This window comes from Deinococcus malanensis, assembly GCF_014647655.1.
Taxonomy (GTDB): Bacteria; Deinococcota; Deinococci; order Deinococcales; family Deinococcaceae; genus Deinococcus; species Deinococcus malanensis.
The window spans coordinates 26,357-41,263 of the sequence record NZ_BMPP01000023.1 but is presented as its reverse complement, the minus strand read 5'-3'; the positions used below and the strand labels follow the sequence as shown (position 1 = coordinate 41,263).

Annotated in this window: 14 protein-coding genes and 1 pseudogene; 5 read left to right on the top strand and 10 right to left on the bottom strand. The window is 63.7% G+C overall.

What is annotated here, in order from left to right:
* Positions 1–287: 287 nt before the first annotated feature.
* A complete protein-coding gene (locus IEY49_RS18930) occupies positions 288–1,214 on the bottom strand; it encodes a DMT family transporter (protein ID WP_229780916.1) in 927 nt (308 codons plus the stop codon).
* On the bottom strand, positions 1,211–1,690 hold the full coding sequence (locus IEY49_RS18925; RefSeq protein WP_189011620.1) for an Lrp/AsnC family transcriptional regulator: 480 nt from the start codon (positions 1,688–1,690) through the stop codon (positions 1,211–1,213). The genes IEY49_RS18930 and IEY49_RS18925 overlap by 4 nt, the downstream gene beginning before the upstream one ends.
* Positions 1,691–1,784: 94 nt before the next feature.
* Here IEY49_RS18925 and IEY49_RS18920 point away from each other — a divergent pair, with 94 nt between their 5' ends.
* Complete coding sequence (locus IEY49_RS18920; RefSeq protein ID WP_189011618.1) at positions 1,785–1,922, top strand: hypothetical protein; 138 nt, start codon at positions 1,785–1,787, stop codon at positions 1,920–1,922.
* Positions 1,915–2,235: a winged helix-turn-helix domain-containing protein gene (locus IEY49_RS18915; protein ID WP_229780915.1), complete on the top strand. Its 321-nt coding sequence runs from the start codon at positions 1,915–1,917 to the stop codon at positions 2,233–2,235. Before IEY49_RS18920 ends, IEY49_RS18915 begins: the two co-directional genes overlap by 8 nt.
* Before the next feature lie 126 nt (positions 2,236–2,361).
* On the opposite strand, the pseudogene IEY49_RS21970 reads toward IEY49_RS18915, so the two are convergent.
* Positions 2,362–2,556 (bottom strand): annotated as a pseudogene (locus tag IEY49_RS21970) (DUF5694 domain-containing protein); the annotation flags it as partial.
* A 763-nt stretch (positions 2,557–3,319) separates the two neighbouring features.
* Positions 3,320–4,927, bottom strand: a complete 1,608-nt coding sequence (locus IEY49_RS18910) for a replication-associated recombination protein A (RefSeq protein WP_189011616.1) — start codon at positions 4,925–4,927, stop codon at positions 3,320–3,322.
* A gap of 317 nt (positions 4,928–5,244) precedes the next feature.
* Here IEY49_RS18910 and IEY49_RS18905 point away from each other — a divergent pair, with 317 nt between their 5' ends.
* On the top strand, positions 5,245–5,658 hold the full coding sequence (locus IEY49_RS18905; RefSeq protein WP_189011614.1) for a class-II aminoacyl-tRNA synthetase family protein: 414 nt from the start codon (positions 5,245–5,247) through the stop codon (positions 5,656–5,658).
* A 168-nt stretch (positions 5,659–5,826) separates the two neighbouring features.
* Here IEY49_RS18905 and IEY49_RS18900 read toward each other — a convergent pair whose 3' ends face one another.
* From IEY49_RS18900 to IEY49_RS18890, 3 genes are all read right to left on the bottom strand, one after another.
* Positions 5,827–8,274, bottom strand: coding sequence for a helicase-associated domain-containing protein (locus IEY49_RS18900; RefSeq protein WP_189011612.1), 2,448 nt, complete (start codon positions 8,272–8,274; stop codon positions 5,827–5,829).
* Positions 8,271–8,600, bottom strand: a complete 330-nt coding sequence (locus IEY49_RS18895) for a hypothetical protein (RefSeq protein ID WP_189011610.1) — start codon at positions 8,598–8,600, stop codon at positions 8,271–8,273. The genes IEY49_RS18900 and IEY49_RS18895 overlap by 4 nt, the downstream gene beginning before the upstream one ends.
* A gap of 81 nt (positions 8,601–8,681) precedes the next feature.
* Complete coding sequence (locus IEY49_RS18890) at positions 8,682–10,358, bottom strand: DNA repair helicase XPB (protein ID WP_189011608.1); 1,677 nt, start codon at positions 10,356–10,358, stop codon at positions 8,682–8,684.
* A 115-nt stretch (positions 10,359–10,473) separates the two neighbouring features.
* Here IEY49_RS18890 and IEY49_RS18885 point away from each other — a divergent pair, with 115 nt between their 5' ends.
* Positions 10,474–10,749 carry a YetF domain-containing protein gene (locus IEY49_RS18885; RefSeq protein WP_189011606.1) on the top strand — a complete coding sequence of 92 codons (276 nt, stop codon included), beginning with the start codon at positions 10,474–10,476 and terminating at the stop codon, positions 10,747–10,749.
* A gap of 164 nt (positions 10,750–10,913) precedes the next feature.
* On the opposite strand, the gene IEY49_RS18880 is transcribed toward IEY49_RS18885, so the two are convergent.
* The gene (locus IEY49_RS18880; protein ID WP_189011604.1) at positions 10,914–11,789 is read right to left on the bottom strand and encodes an HAD family hydrolase; all 876 of its coding nucleotides are present in this window, start codon (positions 11,787–11,789) and stop codon (positions 10,914–10,916) included.
* Between the two features lie 229 nt (positions 11,790–12,018).
* Between IEY49_RS18880 and IEY49_RS18875 the strand changes: the two genes are divergently transcribed.
* Positions 12,019–12,312 (top strand): DUF2254 family protein, encoded by a 294-nt coding sequence (locus IEY49_RS18875; RefSeq protein WP_229780914.1) that lies wholly within the window; start codon positions 12,019–12,021, stop codon positions 12,310–12,312.
* Positions 12,313–12,735: 423 nt separating this feature from the next.
* Here the strand turns inward: IEY49_RS18875 and IEY49_RS18870 are convergent, their stop codons facing one another.
* Both IEY49_RS18870 and IEY49_RS18865 read right to left on the bottom strand, forming a co-directional pair.
* On the bottom strand, positions 12,736–13,704 hold the full coding sequence (locus IEY49_RS18870) for a hypothetical protein (protein WP_229780913.1): 969 nt from the start codon (positions 13,702–13,704) through the stop codon (positions 12,736–12,738).
* 527 nt (positions 13,705–14,231) lie between these two features.
* Positions 14,232–14,810 (bottom strand): hypothetical protein, encoded by a 579-nt coding sequence (locus tag IEY49_RS18865; protein WP_189011601.1) that lies wholly within the window; start codon positions 14,808–14,810, stop codon positions 14,232–14,234.
* Positions 14,811–14,907 lie beyond the last annotated feature (97 nt).

Genomic DNA, 14,907 nt, shown 5'->3' with positions numbered 1-14,907 from the left:
ACTCGACCCTTGGGTATCTCAGCCCTGCCGAGTTCGAAGCCCACCATCTTGCCAGACAGCCAGCCGCCGCTTAACTTGAAGTACGCAAAACCGGCACAACCTCATGCCGCCCTGCACTGCACGTTAGCAGTGCGCCCTTTGGGCATACCGCGAAACAGGAACAGCAGATGGGCCAGGGCGACGATCCGGGTTGCAGGATCGCTCGGTGGTGAAACTTCCACTGAAGTCTCCGGCACCAAACGCAACGGACGCTCCTAAAGGCTGTCCGTTACACCGTAGCGCCGCAGTCAGCCATCGCGGGCAACCTGGGCAACCGCTGTTGCTCGTGGACGGATCACGCTCACGAGCACGCCCAGCGTCACGATGACCACGCCCAGCACCGCGAGCGTGGAGAGCCCCTCCCCTAGCAGGGGAACGGCCGAAAGCGCAGCGACGGCCGGCGTGAGGGACGTGATGGTCGTGGTGAGGTTGGGCCCCAGAATCTGCAGCGCACGGGTGTAGGTAATCAGCGCGACCACCACCGCGAGCAGGCCCTGATACACCCCCTGCGTGACGATCTCCGCCAGTGGCGCCTCAAGCAGATTCGAATGTCCTGACAGCAGGTATGGTGGCCAGTACGTGACGAGGCAGAACACCCCGATGACCGCTGTCGCCTGAAGGGGCTGCACGCGCCACCGGCGCGCCAGCACTCCATATACGGCCCAGGAAAGAGACGCGCTCAGGAACAACAGGTCGCCCCGCCACGCCGTCCCACCGCGCCCGAGTTCGTCCGCCACCAGCAGAGCGACACCCGCCGCCACGACCGCCAGTCCCAGGAGGCGGCCGCGTGTCCAACGCTCCCCCAGGAACCACCACGCCAGCGCAGCAGTAAAGAACGGGAGCATGCCAGGCATGAATACCGCAGCGTGCGCTGCAGGGGCAAGCTGGAACCCCGAATACGCCAGCATGGCGTACCCCAGCCCCGCGCTCACCCCCAGGGCGGCAACCTGGGGTAGGGTCAATCCACCCGCACCATGCCGCAGCAGATACGGCAGCATGACGAGGCCGGACACGCCGAAACGCAGGGCAGCCACGTCGAAGGCAGACAGGGTGCCCTGGGCGCCGAGGCGCGACACCAGGATGAACCCGGACCAGATCAGCACGGTAACGAGCGCGCAGGTGTACCCGATTGAACGTTCACGGGGGGTCGCCGACATGACCGCCACGGTGCTCACACGTGCTCCTCCCTTCCCAGGGGGGCGGGAATGCGTGGGCGATCCTCGAAACGGGTGGAAAGGATGATCAGGGATTGCGTCCGCACGACCCCTTCCAGACACTTGAGCCGGTAGTTCAGTTCTTCCAGCGCTTCGGTGCTGGGCACTCGCACCTTGAGCAGTAGGTCTGTGTCTCCTGCAACACTATGGCACTCCTCGATTTCTGGAAAGGCTTCGAGGGTGGGCGTCACGCTTCGGCAGCTCTGTCCGCCGTCGAGATTCAGGGAGATGAAGGCCGTGACGGGTAGACCGACCGCACGTGGGGAAACGCGCGCTTGATAGCCCATGAGGGCGCCGCGCCGTTCGAGTTTGCGCACACGGTCATGCACGGTGGCCGGGGAGAGGCCCACCTGTGCGCCGATCTGCACGTATGTCTGGCGATCATCCTGCTGCAAAAGCACAAGGATCGTCCGATCGGCCTCGTCAAGCTGAATCATCTTGCTATATTAGCCAGATTTGTCGAATCTTGTTGGTTAACCAATGCATTTGCCTGTATCGTCTTCGTAGGCCTTCGCCTGTCAACTGGCCGCTTTGGGTGCCCTCACCTTGTTCCTGATATGGCAGGCGCGTCGCCAGCACGCCGAAGCGCGTCAGGTGACGGCAGAACTGCGCGAAGTGCGCAGCCGTTTGGGGTTGCCCGCCCAGGAACGTGAGGACGAGCATGAGTGAGTCCACCCAACTGGGCGCCATGGAGGCTTTGCTGGGCCTGGACCGGGTCATCCACGAACCCGTGCGCCTGGCCATCCTTTCGGTGCTCGCTGGCGTGCAGGAGGCGGAGTTCAGGTTCATGGAGTCTACGTTGGGGCTCAGCAAGGGCAATCTTTCCAGCCACGCCACGAAACTGGAAGAGGCCGGCTACCTGGAGGTGAACAAGGCCTTCCGGGGCAAAGTTCCGGTGACGAGTTACCGGATCACAGAGACTGGCTGCCAGGCGCTGGACGGATACTGGGCCGCACTTCGGGGGGCCGCGCCCGGATCCTGAAGGAGCCATCACGTAGAAAAAGCACGGACACCATATGGTGTCCGTTGTTCAGCCCAGCAGGACTGGTGAGACGCGACAGGCGCACCTCCCGTGCCCATTCTTCAGTCGGCACCCACGACCGGGTCGTTACAAGTAATTGTGGATATCCACAGTCTCCACGCCGGGCGCTCCATTCAGGAGTTCCCGCAAGATGCCCAGGTGGCCCGAGCCATAAATAACCACTGCCCGGTCACCCGGCACGAGACGGCGCATCAGGTTCGCACAGATACGAATGTTCCGCGCGTACCAGGCACTTGCGACATTCGCACTACTGAATGAAGTCCCCGTACCGAACGGAACGTCAGGTACGTCGCGTGCCCCTCACGGATCGCGGAGGGCGCGCTCAGCACTGTGCCGGCGGGCTGGGTGTGTGCCTGGGTGGTGTCTGCGCGGTCAGAACTCAGGGCGCTCGAACCGCAGGAGATTCGTTCGGTAGCCGAGCTTCACTGCCTCATCAGTGGTGCCCATCATACCCTCCGCGAGGTAGTTCCCTGGCGGCACGGAAGCCCCATCACGTCCACGACCGTCCCAGGTACAGACTGTTGTGAATGCATTCCCCGGGTCCCTCAGCACCTGACACTTTGCGGGGAATGGCGTCTTGAACGCAGTGCGGCATGACAAAGGGCGGTATCTGGTTCTGTGACGAGCTCAGATACCGCCCGACTGCATGCTGACACGCTGGCAACCCACCTAAAAAGCCGCCTGCCTTACCGCCGACAAGATGCACTGCGAAGATTGGCCGAAGTGCTCCTGGCCCTCCTGCAGGCGGAATCCACGCTGCACCGCAAGATTGCGCTCCATCTGCCAAGGGCCGCATCCGATGATCGAGTGAGGTGTGCAATTGCTTGAGCAGGTCAGCAGTCATGGTCGTCCTCTACCGCGTGGGCGGTCCATTCAGTGTATGGAGGAGTCCAGCCTGGAGGAATGGCATGGTGGCGGAGGCGATCCAGGCTGTTTGGCGCATCAACCTGCGGCCCGGCGGAATCTTCATGCGTCTGGCCTGACGTCCACCCAGGTTTGACTTGAGTTATGGGGGTCAAGCAGCTTATGGCGTCTCCTTGACGGCGGTTTTGCTCCTGGCGGCTTTGGGCCTGGCTGGCGCAGCGCTCTTGGCGGCCTTCTCCTTCTTGCTCGCGGCGCGGTCCTCCTTGCGCATGGCCTGCGCGGGGCAGTCGGTGCCCGGGGGGAGGTTGATGGCCGGGATCACGCTGCTGGAGGACTGCACCAGCTTGCTGGGGTTGATCATCACGCCCTCAGAGACCTGGGGCACCGCCTTGAGCAGCGCTCTGTCCTCAGCCTTCTGTTCCATGCGCTGGTCGACCGGGCAGCCCTCGTCCTCCTGGGCTTGTGGCTGGATCTCTCCCCGCAGGGCGCGCCAGTGGGCCACCCGCGGGGCCAGGGTCTTGGCCTCGTAGCCCTGGGTGCTGGGCTCGTAGAGGCGCAGTTCGCGCAGCTCGTCGGGCAGGCGCTGCTGGCCGGAGAAGGCCCTTTCGAAGTCGTGATCGTAGAGATAGCCGGCCTTGCGTCCGACACTACGCTGGTAGTCGGTGGGCGCATTCATCATGTGCAGCGGCGGCATCAGGGTCGGATTCGCCCGGGCTACGGCCGTTGCCTGATTCATGCCGTGGTAGACCGCATTCGATTTGGGTGCAGTGGCCACGTAGATGACGGCCTGCCCGAGCGGCAGTCGCCCTTCAGCCGGCCCCAGGCGCAGCATCGCCGACCACGCCGCGTCAGCCTGCACCATCGCCTGCGGGTCGGCCAGGCCCACGTCCTCGGACGCGCAGGCCTGCACACGGCGGATGATCGCCAGCGGGTCCTCGCCCCCCTCGAGCAGCATGGCCGTGTAGAGGAGAGCAGCGTCAGGGTCCGAGCCGCGCATGGCCTTGTGCAGGGCGCTCAAGAGGTCGTACAAGGCCTCTGCGTTCCTCCCGTGACGTCCCCGGGCGACCGGCGCGACCACGTTGAGCTCTTCGGGGCTCAGGTCATGGTCGGGCTCGGACATCCACACGGCTTCAGCCATGCCCAGCGCCATGCGGGCGTCGCCGTCACACTGCTCGGCGATCGACGCTCTGGCCTCACGGGTCAGCGGCAACCGTTTGTGCTCAAAGGCCTCGGCGCGCCCCAGCAGTTCGAGGATGTCGTCTCGGGTGAGCGGCTTGACCTCCACGATACGGCTCCTGGAACGCAACGCCCCGACCACCGTGAAGCCCGGGTTCTCGGTGGTCGCGCCGATCAGCGTGAGGTTCCCGGACTCGATCTCGGGCAGCAGGGCGTCTTGTTGCGTGCGGCTCCAGCGGTGCACCTCGTCCAGAAACAGGATGGTGTTGCGGCCGCGCAATCGGGCGGCGCGCGCCTGCTCGACCACCTTGGTGAGCTCCGCCTTGCCGGCGTTGGTGGCGCTCATGGCAATGAACTCGGCGTCGACGGATTTGGCCAGGGCGCGCGCGATCGTGGTCTTCCCGGTGCCTGGGGGGCCGTGTAGGATGATGGTCTGCACCTTGCGGGTGCGCCGGGCCACCTCCAGGGGCGCGCCGCGCACCATCAGGTGCTTCTGGCCGACCAGGTCGTCCAGGGTGCGCGGGCGCATGCGCTCAGCCAGGGGACGGTAGGACTCATCCGCCTGCTCGAAGAGGCCAGTTGAATTACTCATGCCTCCAGCCTGCGCTTTATCCGTGTGTTCCGCCTTCCTGCTTCCTTGAGGCCCTGTGGCAGCACATGAGGAGGCGCAGTAACTTGCCTCTGCAGTGCCTGGAGGTGGAGGAACAGCGGGAGGCCTTTGAGCTCCGCTGCGGCAGACGTCCCGGTGCACTGAGGCTGACCTACGAGGGACGCTGGCGAGCGAGTCTGGACGCCAGTCTCGACCCGGCCGCCATCGCGGGTCTCCTGCCCCCGTTCCCAGCGCATTGATCTCAGCATGCGCTAGGTCACTCCCGACGAAGAAGTGCTGAACCGTCCGCCGCCTCCCCCTTGTTTAGTGCCCGCTTCTGCGCCCAGCGATGGCTTGGTTGTCCAGACCCAGGGACGCCAGCTCACCCTGCACATACGTCAGCACGGTCCCAGATTCAGAAGGTCTGGCGCGGTGAGCGGCCCCAGGCGGGTCGGTACCGGGAGTTCTACCAGGCGGATATCGATGTCATCGGCCGTGGTTCTCTCAACCTGCTGTATGACACCGTCCTGCCTGCGGTGGCCAATGACGCCCTGACCCGGTTGGACATCGGCCCCTTCTGCATCTGGATCAACAACCGTCAGGTGCTGCAGGGATACTTCAAAGGACTGGGTCTGGCGCCGGCGGCGGTTCCACAGGCGCTGCGCGTCCTTGACCGCCTGGAGAAGGTCGGCATTGACCGGGTGCCTGCTGACCGGTACTCGAGAGAGATGTGAATGACGACCCCCCAGCCAGCGGCGCCAGAAGTGGCCACCGCGCAATCCGTGTAAGCGTAGGTGACGCTCACACGGGTAACCCTGAAAGCAGCATCATCGACATCTCACCAGTGGAGTATGGGCCGTGTGCACCGGCACGACATTCAGCACGGCCCCCGTCACTCACATCTACCGGAGCGCCATCCCCGTAATGTACTGAATGCGAATCCGCTCCTGCTCACCGCTTTTCAGGTTCTGTGCTTCCAGATACGGTGTGGCGCCGGCACGGTCAATCCGCACAAGCTGAAATTCATCGAGACGACGTTTGCCCGGCGTCGTCCGACTGCTGTACCAGCCGCCAATGCTCTTTTCCTCGTTGTACTGGATCAGCAGGTTATGGCCGCTACGAATGGCTTCTTCCAGGAACTCGCGCTTTTTGCGGGTATCGGTGATCATCAGCAGATCAGAGGCGGCGCCCTGTGGAGCAAGAATCTCATGCTGGGGGGTTAGGCCCAGGGCGCCCAGGGCCAACTCCAGGGCCTGTTCCTGTCCAGGTTGCACCATACACAGGTTCGGGCCAACAGTGCCGCCGATGAGGCCTTTCAGAGTGGGGTATTGTGCCAGGGCCTGTGCCTGTGGATGCTGAAGAAGCGTCACGGCTGCCACGCGTGGTGGCGGCGTCTGACCACTCCAAACGCCCAGCTGAAGGCGCAGCAGGCCGGGCAGCCGGCCAGAGCTGCGCGCCTCCAGATCGTTCAGGAAGGAGACAGGCAGACTGCCCGCCAGGGCGGGGCGGAGGGTGTACCTGTCCTGGCCCGCAGCCGCGATGCGGCCCTCGAGAAGTTGGCGGGTCAGGAAATCCAGTGCGCCGGTGATGGTGAATGTTCCGTCATCGTTGAATTTCAAGGGTTTCGGGGGCGCCTGATCGTACTTCAGGACGCTGACGCCGGGTCCGACCTTCTGCCCTGGAGCGAGCATCAGCAGGGTCTCACCGATCGCCGTCCCCCCTGAGCTGAGCGCGGCGTCGCGCTGGCTGCGGGTGGGGTATTCCAAGAGCGTCACCCCCCGATGCACCGTCAGGCGCTCGCGGCGCGCTGCCCAGTCCCGAATGGTGCTCTGCACGCTGGGCGCCAAGGGAGTGGCCGAACCCGATTGCAGGCCAGCCAGCAGGTCTGCCTGACTCAGGCCGCCTTCGAGCGCGGCATACACGCTGTCCCGGGTCAGGCGGTAGGTGGCGGTCTGGGCATCGAAGCGCACTGCCTCGGCGGCGTACAGGATGGCAAACTGATGCGGCTGAAGGTGGGCAGGATACACCAGCAGCTCGAAGTTGGGTTGCAGAATCCAGGCGGGCAGCGCTGACACGGGGGCCTGTGCAGCGACGCTGGCAGGTGCACTGGCCCCGGGACTGGCTGTCGAAGTGCCCAGCGCCTCGCCCGGCGTCACCACCACCTGTCCGTCCCGGTCCTCCAGGGTCACCAGACCAAAATCGATCATGGTGCCGCGCAGCGTGGCACCGAACCAGTCGGCCCAGGCCTGCGGATTCGGCGCGGCGCGGTAGTCACGAAGTTGCAGGCGCAGCTCCAGCGGAGCGACCGTACCTAGGAGCCGCAGCAGCTCGGGCTCGGTGATGGACCCGGGCAGGTCGCGCAGCACAGCCAGCAGACACGAGCGCAGCGCCCCGGCATGCGGCAGGCGGTGTGCCTGGTCTTCCGGCATATCCAGAACGCCAACCAGCGCCGCCAGACGGTTCACCAGATGCTGTGGGCCAGCCTGGGCCAGGGCCCGTTCCTGCTCCGGGCAGACCTGCACCTGTTTGCCCGACACGTCCAGTCGCAGCAGGCCCAGCTGCTGTGCTGCGGCCAGCCAGAACCCGGGCTCCTCCAGGGCAGGCAGCAGTTTGTTCAGTTTGCCCAGGCCCGCTTTGTTGTAGGTCCCCGTTTGGGTGAGGCCCAGGCCGCCCAGCACCCGCAGGCCCCGCATCACCTCCTGAAGGTGCAACGCCAGCCTCGCGGCCGATGGGGTTCCGTTCTGCACCGTGAGCGGCTGCACTCGGTCCAGTTTGACGGTCAAGGGCACAGTCTCGACCGGGGGGAGATGCGTCAGCAGGCGAGGGTCGGCCAGCACCCAGGTTGCCGGCAGGTTCGGGAAGGGCCGGTGGCGATAATAGGCGTAAGAATCGCGCAACCAATGATTGGGAACCGACACCGGAACCAGCAGGCCGTCGGCGAACAGCGACCAGATCAGATCGGCTCCGGGAAAATCAGCGCCCTGGTACCCCTCGAAGAGATTCGACGAGGAGGGACTCAGCTTGACCGGCGGCGCCTTCAGTCCACGCAGCCGCGCGAAGGTGTACAGCGCCCAGCCGTCCATGGCCCCGCCGTGCCGACGAAGTTCACCCAGCAGTTGCAGCTCGGTGGGATGCAGGCTGGCGGCCAGTGCGTCCAAGCGTCTGGCATCGGCAAAGGTCCGGCTCAGTGCCTCCCGGGCGGCGGCCTTGCCGTTGATTCCCTTCTCACCGCTGTAGCGCCTAGCCACCCGGTTGAAGTGTCCTGTTCCGAAGACGTCGGCCATGTCCTCCAGGTGTAGAGGAGAGGGGTCCAGGGCCGAGTGGCTCAGAGACGAATTCGGGGCGCTCATGGCCCCACTACCTTCGGCAGGTGACCGGCCTTGCGCAGGGCGTCGAGCACCGCCTTCTCGCTGCCCGGAACCAGCAGAGCAAAGTTCGGGCCGAGCCGGGACACGACCTGCCCCGCCACGCGGGCGTCCAGCAGCAGCATGTCCAGATCGGTGCTGTCCTGCACCTCCAGCACACTCAGGGGCCGATGGGCCACCACACGCCGTACCCCCGGCAGGAGCGGCTGGAACGTTGCCTCCGTGGGCTGGGCCTCTTTGGGCGCCGGCTCTGGGGGCAGGGTCTTGCCGCTTTTGGGCGGGCGACCACGTTTCCTGGGTGCCTGGGTCATGTCTGCTCTCCTGTCGCCCGAATGGAGCGAAGGGCCACAGCGGCTGGAGTCGGGTGGCCCATACGCTTTGCCGAATCAGCTTCAGACCTCATCTTCATCCAGAATGCCGTAAGAGTAGCCTTGTGCGGCCAGAAACAGCTGGCGGTGGTGGGCAAAGTCCTCCTCGCTGGTTTCGCGGGTGACCAGAGAATAGAAATAGGCGGCGCGGCCGTCGGCCTTGGGCCGCAGCAGCCGCCCCAGGCGCTGCGCTTCCTCCTGCCGCGACCCGAAAGCTCCTGAAACCTGAATAAGAACTTCAGCGTCAGGCAGATCCAGGGCGAAGTTGCCGACCTTGGACAGCACCAGCGTCTTCAGGCGGCCCTCCCGGAAAGCCTGGAAGAGGTCCTCGCGGGTGCGCTGCGGCGTCTTGCCGGTGATCACGGGGACCTCCAGGTCGGCGCCTATCAGTTCGAGCTGATCCAGAAACTGCCCGATTATTAGCGTCGGCAGGCCGCTGTGCCGCGCCATCACTTGCCGCAGCACCGTGCGCTTGGCTGGGTTCTCGGCGGCAATGCGGTGCTTGTCCTGGTCCGGGGCGACCGCGTACTGCACACGCTCTTCTGGCGGCAGACGCAGCCGGACTTCCAGGCAGTGGGCCTGGGCAATCCAGCCCTGCGCTTCCAGGGTCTTCCAGGGCTGGTCATAGCGCTTGGGGCCGATGAGCGCGAACACGTCGCCTTCGCGCCCGTCCTCGCGGATCAGGGTGGCGGTCAGGCCCAGGCGGCGGCGGGCCTGCACCTCGGCGGTCAGGCGGAACACCGGAGCCGGCAGCAGGTGAACCTCGTCATAAATGATCAGCCCCCATTCAGAAGCGCCGATCAATGCCAGATGCGGGTAGGCGCCGTCATCCCCACTCAGACTGCCCCGCTTGCGGTGGGTGAGCATCTGGTAGGTGCACAGCGTCACTGGGGTCAGTGCTTTCCCGGCGGCGTACTCGCTGACGTCCTCGGGGCTCAGGTCCGTTTTGTTCAGTAATTCCCGGTACCACTGATTGATGCTGGTCCGGTTGGTGGTCAGCACCAGGGTCCGCTGCCCGACCAGGCTCATGGCGACCATGCCCACCACCGTTTTTCCTGCGCCCGGGGCCAGGACCACCACACCCGACCCGCCCTTCTCGCTGCCGGCGCGGTAGAACGCTTCGGCGGCTTCCTGTTGATAGTCGCGCACCTGAAGTGTTGCCGAGAGCTGCACCGCGAAGGCGGCGCCATCGGTGTAGCCGGCTTGATCGTCCACCGGCCAGCCAACCTCGATCAGCTGCTGCTTGAGCACCCCCCGGTGCGCCGCCGGAACGGTCACAACTGTGGGCGACATCACCTCGCCCAGCAGCGGCCTGATCTCCTTGTGGCGCCCGAGTTCGGTCAGCAGGGCCTCGTCGCCGGGCGCGACGATCAGCAGCAGCGCGAAGTCGTACTGTTCCAGCTTCAGGCGGCCCCAGCGACCCACCAGTTCGCGGACGTCCGTGGCCACATTGTCGGGCAGCGGAAATTTGGCGTGCCGGGCCAGGGCGCCCACGATGTCGTCTGCCGTCAGGCCCGCGCTAGCCGCGTTCCACAGCGACAGGGGCGTGACCCGATAGGTGTGCAGATGCTCGGGGCTGCTGATCAGTTCTGCAAACGGCGCAATGTCTGTCTGTGCCGCTTCTGCACGGGGATTAAACGCCTCCAGAAACACACTTCGGTCTGCCTGCACTATGAGAGGATTCGACGGATCGAACGACATGCGCCGAGTCTGACAGGATTGCTTCAAGTCGATCACCCGGGTTCTGGCACCTTAACCTCAGCGAGCATGAAGTCTCCCAGGACAGACAAAGCGGTGGGGGATTGGGATGCACTGGATGCTGTCGGCCCTAGCGTTCGTCCTGCCGTGGTTCGGCAAGCTGGTGAAAGGCACCGCGAGCGTGGTGGTGCAGGATGGGGTGATGCAGACTGGCCCCATGCGGCGCCTGCTGGTCACGCATGATGATTTGCGGTTGCAGGCCAGCGTGGACGACACAGCCATTGTGCAGGTAACGCGGCTTGAACGCAGCGGGCAACTGAGTGTCATTACCGCCAAGACCGGGCCAACAGTCCAGGAGTTGAGGTCGAAGCCGGCGTGCAGACTGTTCGGATAGAACTGCACTGAATTGACACCACCAGTTCAGTGGATGCGGGTCAGAACACTTTAGTGGTCAACGAAAGTCGAAAGATTCCGCTCTTCAGGGTCCGGCCAGTCCTATCACCAAGGGTTTCACGAGCAGATTTCACGTGTGTGCTCCTACCATTCGACAGTCGGCATTTACTCCCGGTCAGGCTGACCTGCGATCGCGATGCGTGAGCAGATGCTATCCACCGCCAGGCACAGCGACCGCATCAGTTCTGAACCTTCGGTGTAATCCGGTGCGGCAATGTCATCGATCCGCTCTTCGGTGTCAATACCGTCCTTGCCCCAGTGAACAGGCGCTCCCGGTTTGTTCACTCCCAGTGCCACACCATGATGTGACGTGAGCAGGACAAAGCAGGCCACGTCACTGCTACCGTCACCCACGTAGATCATCTGGTGAAGGGGAACGTGCAGTTCTTCTTCCGGCAGGTGCCGGAACACTTCGTACGCTGGACGGTCCTGGTACTTGTTGACGCCCTTCTCCACGAGGTGAAGGTAACGGGGTTTCTCCGTGTGCTCGACAATTACTTTTGGAAACTCAATCTCGCCGTTCGCTCCGAAGTGAAAATCGCATCCCCAGATGCCGTCGAAATGTTCGGCGATGTCAGTGGCACGGATGATGTCCGCGAACCCCGAGCTCACGACGTAGAACAGCACTTCGACCTCCGGCGTGATCCGTGCCGCGCGCTCACGCAGAAGGCTGAACATGTCCTTCACTCCTTCATAGGGAGTGAGGTTGCGTCCATACGCGGCAAGACGCTCCCGCGTGATGGTCTCGACCTGTGTACCGGAAGCGTTGACCAACGCGTAAAATCTTGCTGGAATCGAGCTCCAGCCGTCCTGGAGCAGCGGGTCTATGTGCTTGCGGTCAAATTCATCCGGGTCAAGGCCCAGGTCGCTGAGGAGCCCGTCCCAGGTATCCGGTGCGAGCGTGTCGTCAAAGTCGAACACCAGCGCGATGCGAGGGGTTTCCGGGTGTGTGCGGGTGGTGTCTGTGTGTTTTGAAGTCATCAGGCTCCTTGTAAGTGTGCCTCTCGCTGGGACTTGTCTGGACGGTCAGCCCAAAGACACAGAGCCATCAGAGGATGGTAGCGACCCAGGTCGTCTCCGGGATCCTGTCTTGGATCGTGCCGGGTGGGATGGCCCTGCTGCTCGGCGTGTGGTGGGTGATCCCCATCCTGCACGAGCGTCAGGTGTATCACGAGGATCGGTCGCGGAAACCGAATGAGGAGAACCGCTCGTGAGAGGACGCCTGGCAGCCACCTGGGTGGGCGTTCGGGACAGCTTCTGGTTTCTGCCTGCCTTGATGGCGCTGGGAGGTGTCGTGCTGGCGGAACTGGTTATCAACCTCGACGAGCGTGTGGGCCTGAGCTCCCTTCGTGGGTTGCCCTGGGTCTACGGCGGTAGCGCAGACGGGGCACGCTCGATGCTCGCGGTCATGACCGCACGTGACGGCTGGCAATCCAGTTCCCAAGACTGCTCGGAACTTGGCCCTTCGCTATGCCCCTTCAGCTGGCCAACGGGCGTTGCCTGAAGGTGAGGTGCAGAATGCTTGGATCACCCACCCGCAGGAAACCTCCGGGACAGGTGGTGCGTAGTGCGCCTTACGGAGCATCCGTAACCATGTCCTGATCAACCTCACGAGTCTCTCCATCGGCTCGCCGACTTTGAATTGAATGTCGAGGGTCGCCCCAGATTGAAGAACCTCCAGGCCGCTCCTCGTGCGCGCACTGTAAGGACGGGTCCTGAAGCCTGGCTGAAGGCCGGTTGAGGCTGCGCTTATTGTCGCCCTGGCCCTGGAAGGGGGCAGTGCTCGCCGGGTTTACGTGGGGGGCGAGGAGACCGGCCGGCCGGGGGCTTATGCGTAAATGGGACGAGCTGTCAGGCACAAAGCACAGGTGGCATAGGCATGGTGCTGAGCACCATGCCTATGCCACCGCCCGCACCTGACCGGAGCTCATCCCGAGTCGTGATACCGGATGGTCCGCTCCACGATGCCCTTCACACCGGCAGCCCAGGATGATCCGGACGCTGAGCCCCGCTCCACGGTCAGCCTGCAGTTCCCTTGAGGGTCCCTCGCCTCGCACGTGAAGGTGCTCACCTTCGGCTCGAGTTGTGTGCTGCTCACCGTGCTTTTCAGCTTCTCGCCGGTCCGCGGATCAAATTCAGTCACGATCATGAACCCGGACTGCTCCGAGCCAATGATGTGCCGGACTAATCGGTCGTTCTCGTACACCCCGCGGGGATCACCTGCTTCACCTTGATGGTCCTCCGAGGCCACCTGCACCCCCAGGCGGTTCAGGAGCACGCGCCGACGCGAGGACACGGTCCCGTCCGCCCCGTATAACGTCTGCTCGTACCCGTTCGGAAATACTCTGACCTTGACCAGCCAGTCCACCCCCCCATCAGGACCGAATGATTTCCGTTCACGCCAGTGACCCTGAGCGTCATAAGCAAAGTCATGACGAAACGTCCCGGCCTCATTCCTGAACGACCGCCTCTTCAGCAGATTCCCTTCGAAGGCATACGTGTCCGTGAACGTCAGCCTCCTAGCATTGTCCAGGCCGCTGACGCTGACCAGTCGTCCTCTGGCGTCATACCTGGAGACCTGCGTCCTGATGAGCGTCCGCCTCCCGTCGGGCTTCACGTCATAGGACCGGGTCGTGACGCTCGATACGTTCCCGCGCAGTCCGTCCATGTCTGCCGTGCGATACTCCGGCGGTTTCAAAGGCCCGGCATACGTTGGCCGGGCGGCAGGGTGAATGAGACGGGCAAGCCGGGAATCCGCCGGGAGCGCCAGAGCGTCACCGGAAGAGAGGTACCTCAGGTGAATCTCGGTTCCATTGGCTCCAGGCACGAGGGTGACCGAATACGTCGCGCCGTCCGCATGCGCGTACACCCGCATGGGTTGTCCCTGCGTGTTCATCGTCCACCTGCTGGACGTGCTGGTTGCCGGGTAACGCGTCATGACACCTAGGTTCGCGTGACTCTCCCACGCGGTCTGCACCGTAGCCACCGGGAGAGGCGTGCGGGCGCACCTCATGGGAAGGGTTCCCGCTGCCGAACTACACGGGTGGGACGTCGCGTTGACCTGCTGGAACATCCAGCTCACGTGGGCTTGTTGCTGTGCAGGCGTTAAGGCTAGGGTGCTGAAGCTGGTTGTCATCAGGAACCAGGCGGCTGCCGGGCGGAAGTACAGGGGAAACAGGGGCTGGGTGTGCATGACATCTCCAGGAATGCTTCACGGGAGGCGGATCCTGTGGCCCTCATGACGTGGTTGCTCATCTCAAATGTAAGCTCCGCTGGTGGGCGTCTGACCTGCTGTTGACATTCACTCTAGGTGCTGATGATCAGGTTGTCGTACACGGCGCCCGTCGCACAGTACCTTCGTTGAGGCGCACTACGACCGAAATAAACCAGGAGGAATCTCGCTCGCCTTAGTAGTAACGTGCGTTACTGACGTGGGCCGTCCGTCGGTCCACCCAGTTTGACTTCCCTTTTTACTTCCGGTTTGCCACCTCGACCAGCCAGGCCGGCCAGACCAATGAGCCCAAGAAGCCCCCAGGGGAAGTTCCCGTCCTCACGCTCAACACTTTCCGTCGCACTCACGTCGGCGACCGTTTCCGCTTCATTCCCGGCAACGCCGTCATCCTCGGCCGTCGTGGTCACCGCATCGTTCTCGATGGCGTCGGGATCCGTCACCTCACCACCCTCATTGCCGGGAATCTCATCGCTCTCTGCAGGTGTGGTGACCGAGTTGTTCTCGGTATTGGGGGTCGCATCCGTCTGTCCGGTAGTGTCGTCTTCATTCCCGGCGATGCCGTCATCCTCAGGCGTCGTGGTCACCGCATCGTTCTCGATGGCGTCGGGATCCGTCACCACTCCACCCTCATTACCGGGAATCTCATCGCTCTCTGCAGGTGTGGTAACCGGGTTGTTCTCGGTATTCGGGGTTGCATCCGTCTGTGCCGCGGCTGTGACTGGAAACGCGATAAGGGCCAGTGCAAGCGTGATCTTCTGAATGGTGGTCATGGTGATGCCTCCTGAAGTGATGCAAGTAAGGGAACATACGCAGGCTGCGAACCGAGGCATGAACATACTGAGTTGAGATCCGATCCGGCAGTGCCAG

Coding starts and splice junctions, on each gene's coding strand:
- IEY49_RS18925 (WP_189011620.1), bottom strand. CDS start 1,690: ATGATTCAGCTTGACGAGGCCGATCGGACGATCCTTGTGCTTTTGCAG.
- IEY49_RS18915 (WP_229780915.1), top strand. CDS start 1,915: ATGAGTGAGTCCACCCAACTGGGCGCCATGGAGGCTTTGCTGGGCCTG.
- IEY49_RS18910 (WP_189011616.1), bottom strand. CDS start 4,927: ATGAGTAATTCAACTGGCCTCTTCGAGCAGGCGGATGAGTCCTACCGT.
- IEY49_RS18900 (WP_189011612.1), bottom strand. CDS start 8,274: ATGAGCGCCCCGAATTCGTCTCTGAGCCACTCGGCCCTGGACCCCTCT.
- IEY49_RS18895 (WP_189011610.1), bottom strand. CDS start 8,600: ATGACCCAGGCACCCAGGAAACGTGGTCGCCCGCCCAAAAGCGGCAAG.
- IEY49_RS18890 (WP_189011608.1), bottom strand. CDS start 10,358: ATGTCGTTCGATCCGTCGAATCCTCTCATAGTGCAGGCAGACCGAAGT.
- IEY49_RS18885 (WP_189011606.1), top strand. CDS start 10,474: ATGCTGTCGGCCCTAGCGTTCGTCCTGCCGTGGTTCGGCAAGCTGGTG.
- IEY49_RS18880 (WP_189011604.1), bottom strand. CDS start 11,789: ATGACTTCAAAACACACAGACACCACCCGCACACACCCGGAAACCCCT.
- IEY49_RS18870 (WP_229780913.1), bottom strand. CDS start 13,704: ATGAACACGCAGGGACAACCCATGCGGGTGTACGCGCATGCGGACGGC.
- IEY49_RS18865 (WP_189011601.1), bottom strand. CDS start 14,810: ATGACCACCATTCAGAAGATCACGCTTGCACTGGCCCTTATCGCGTTT.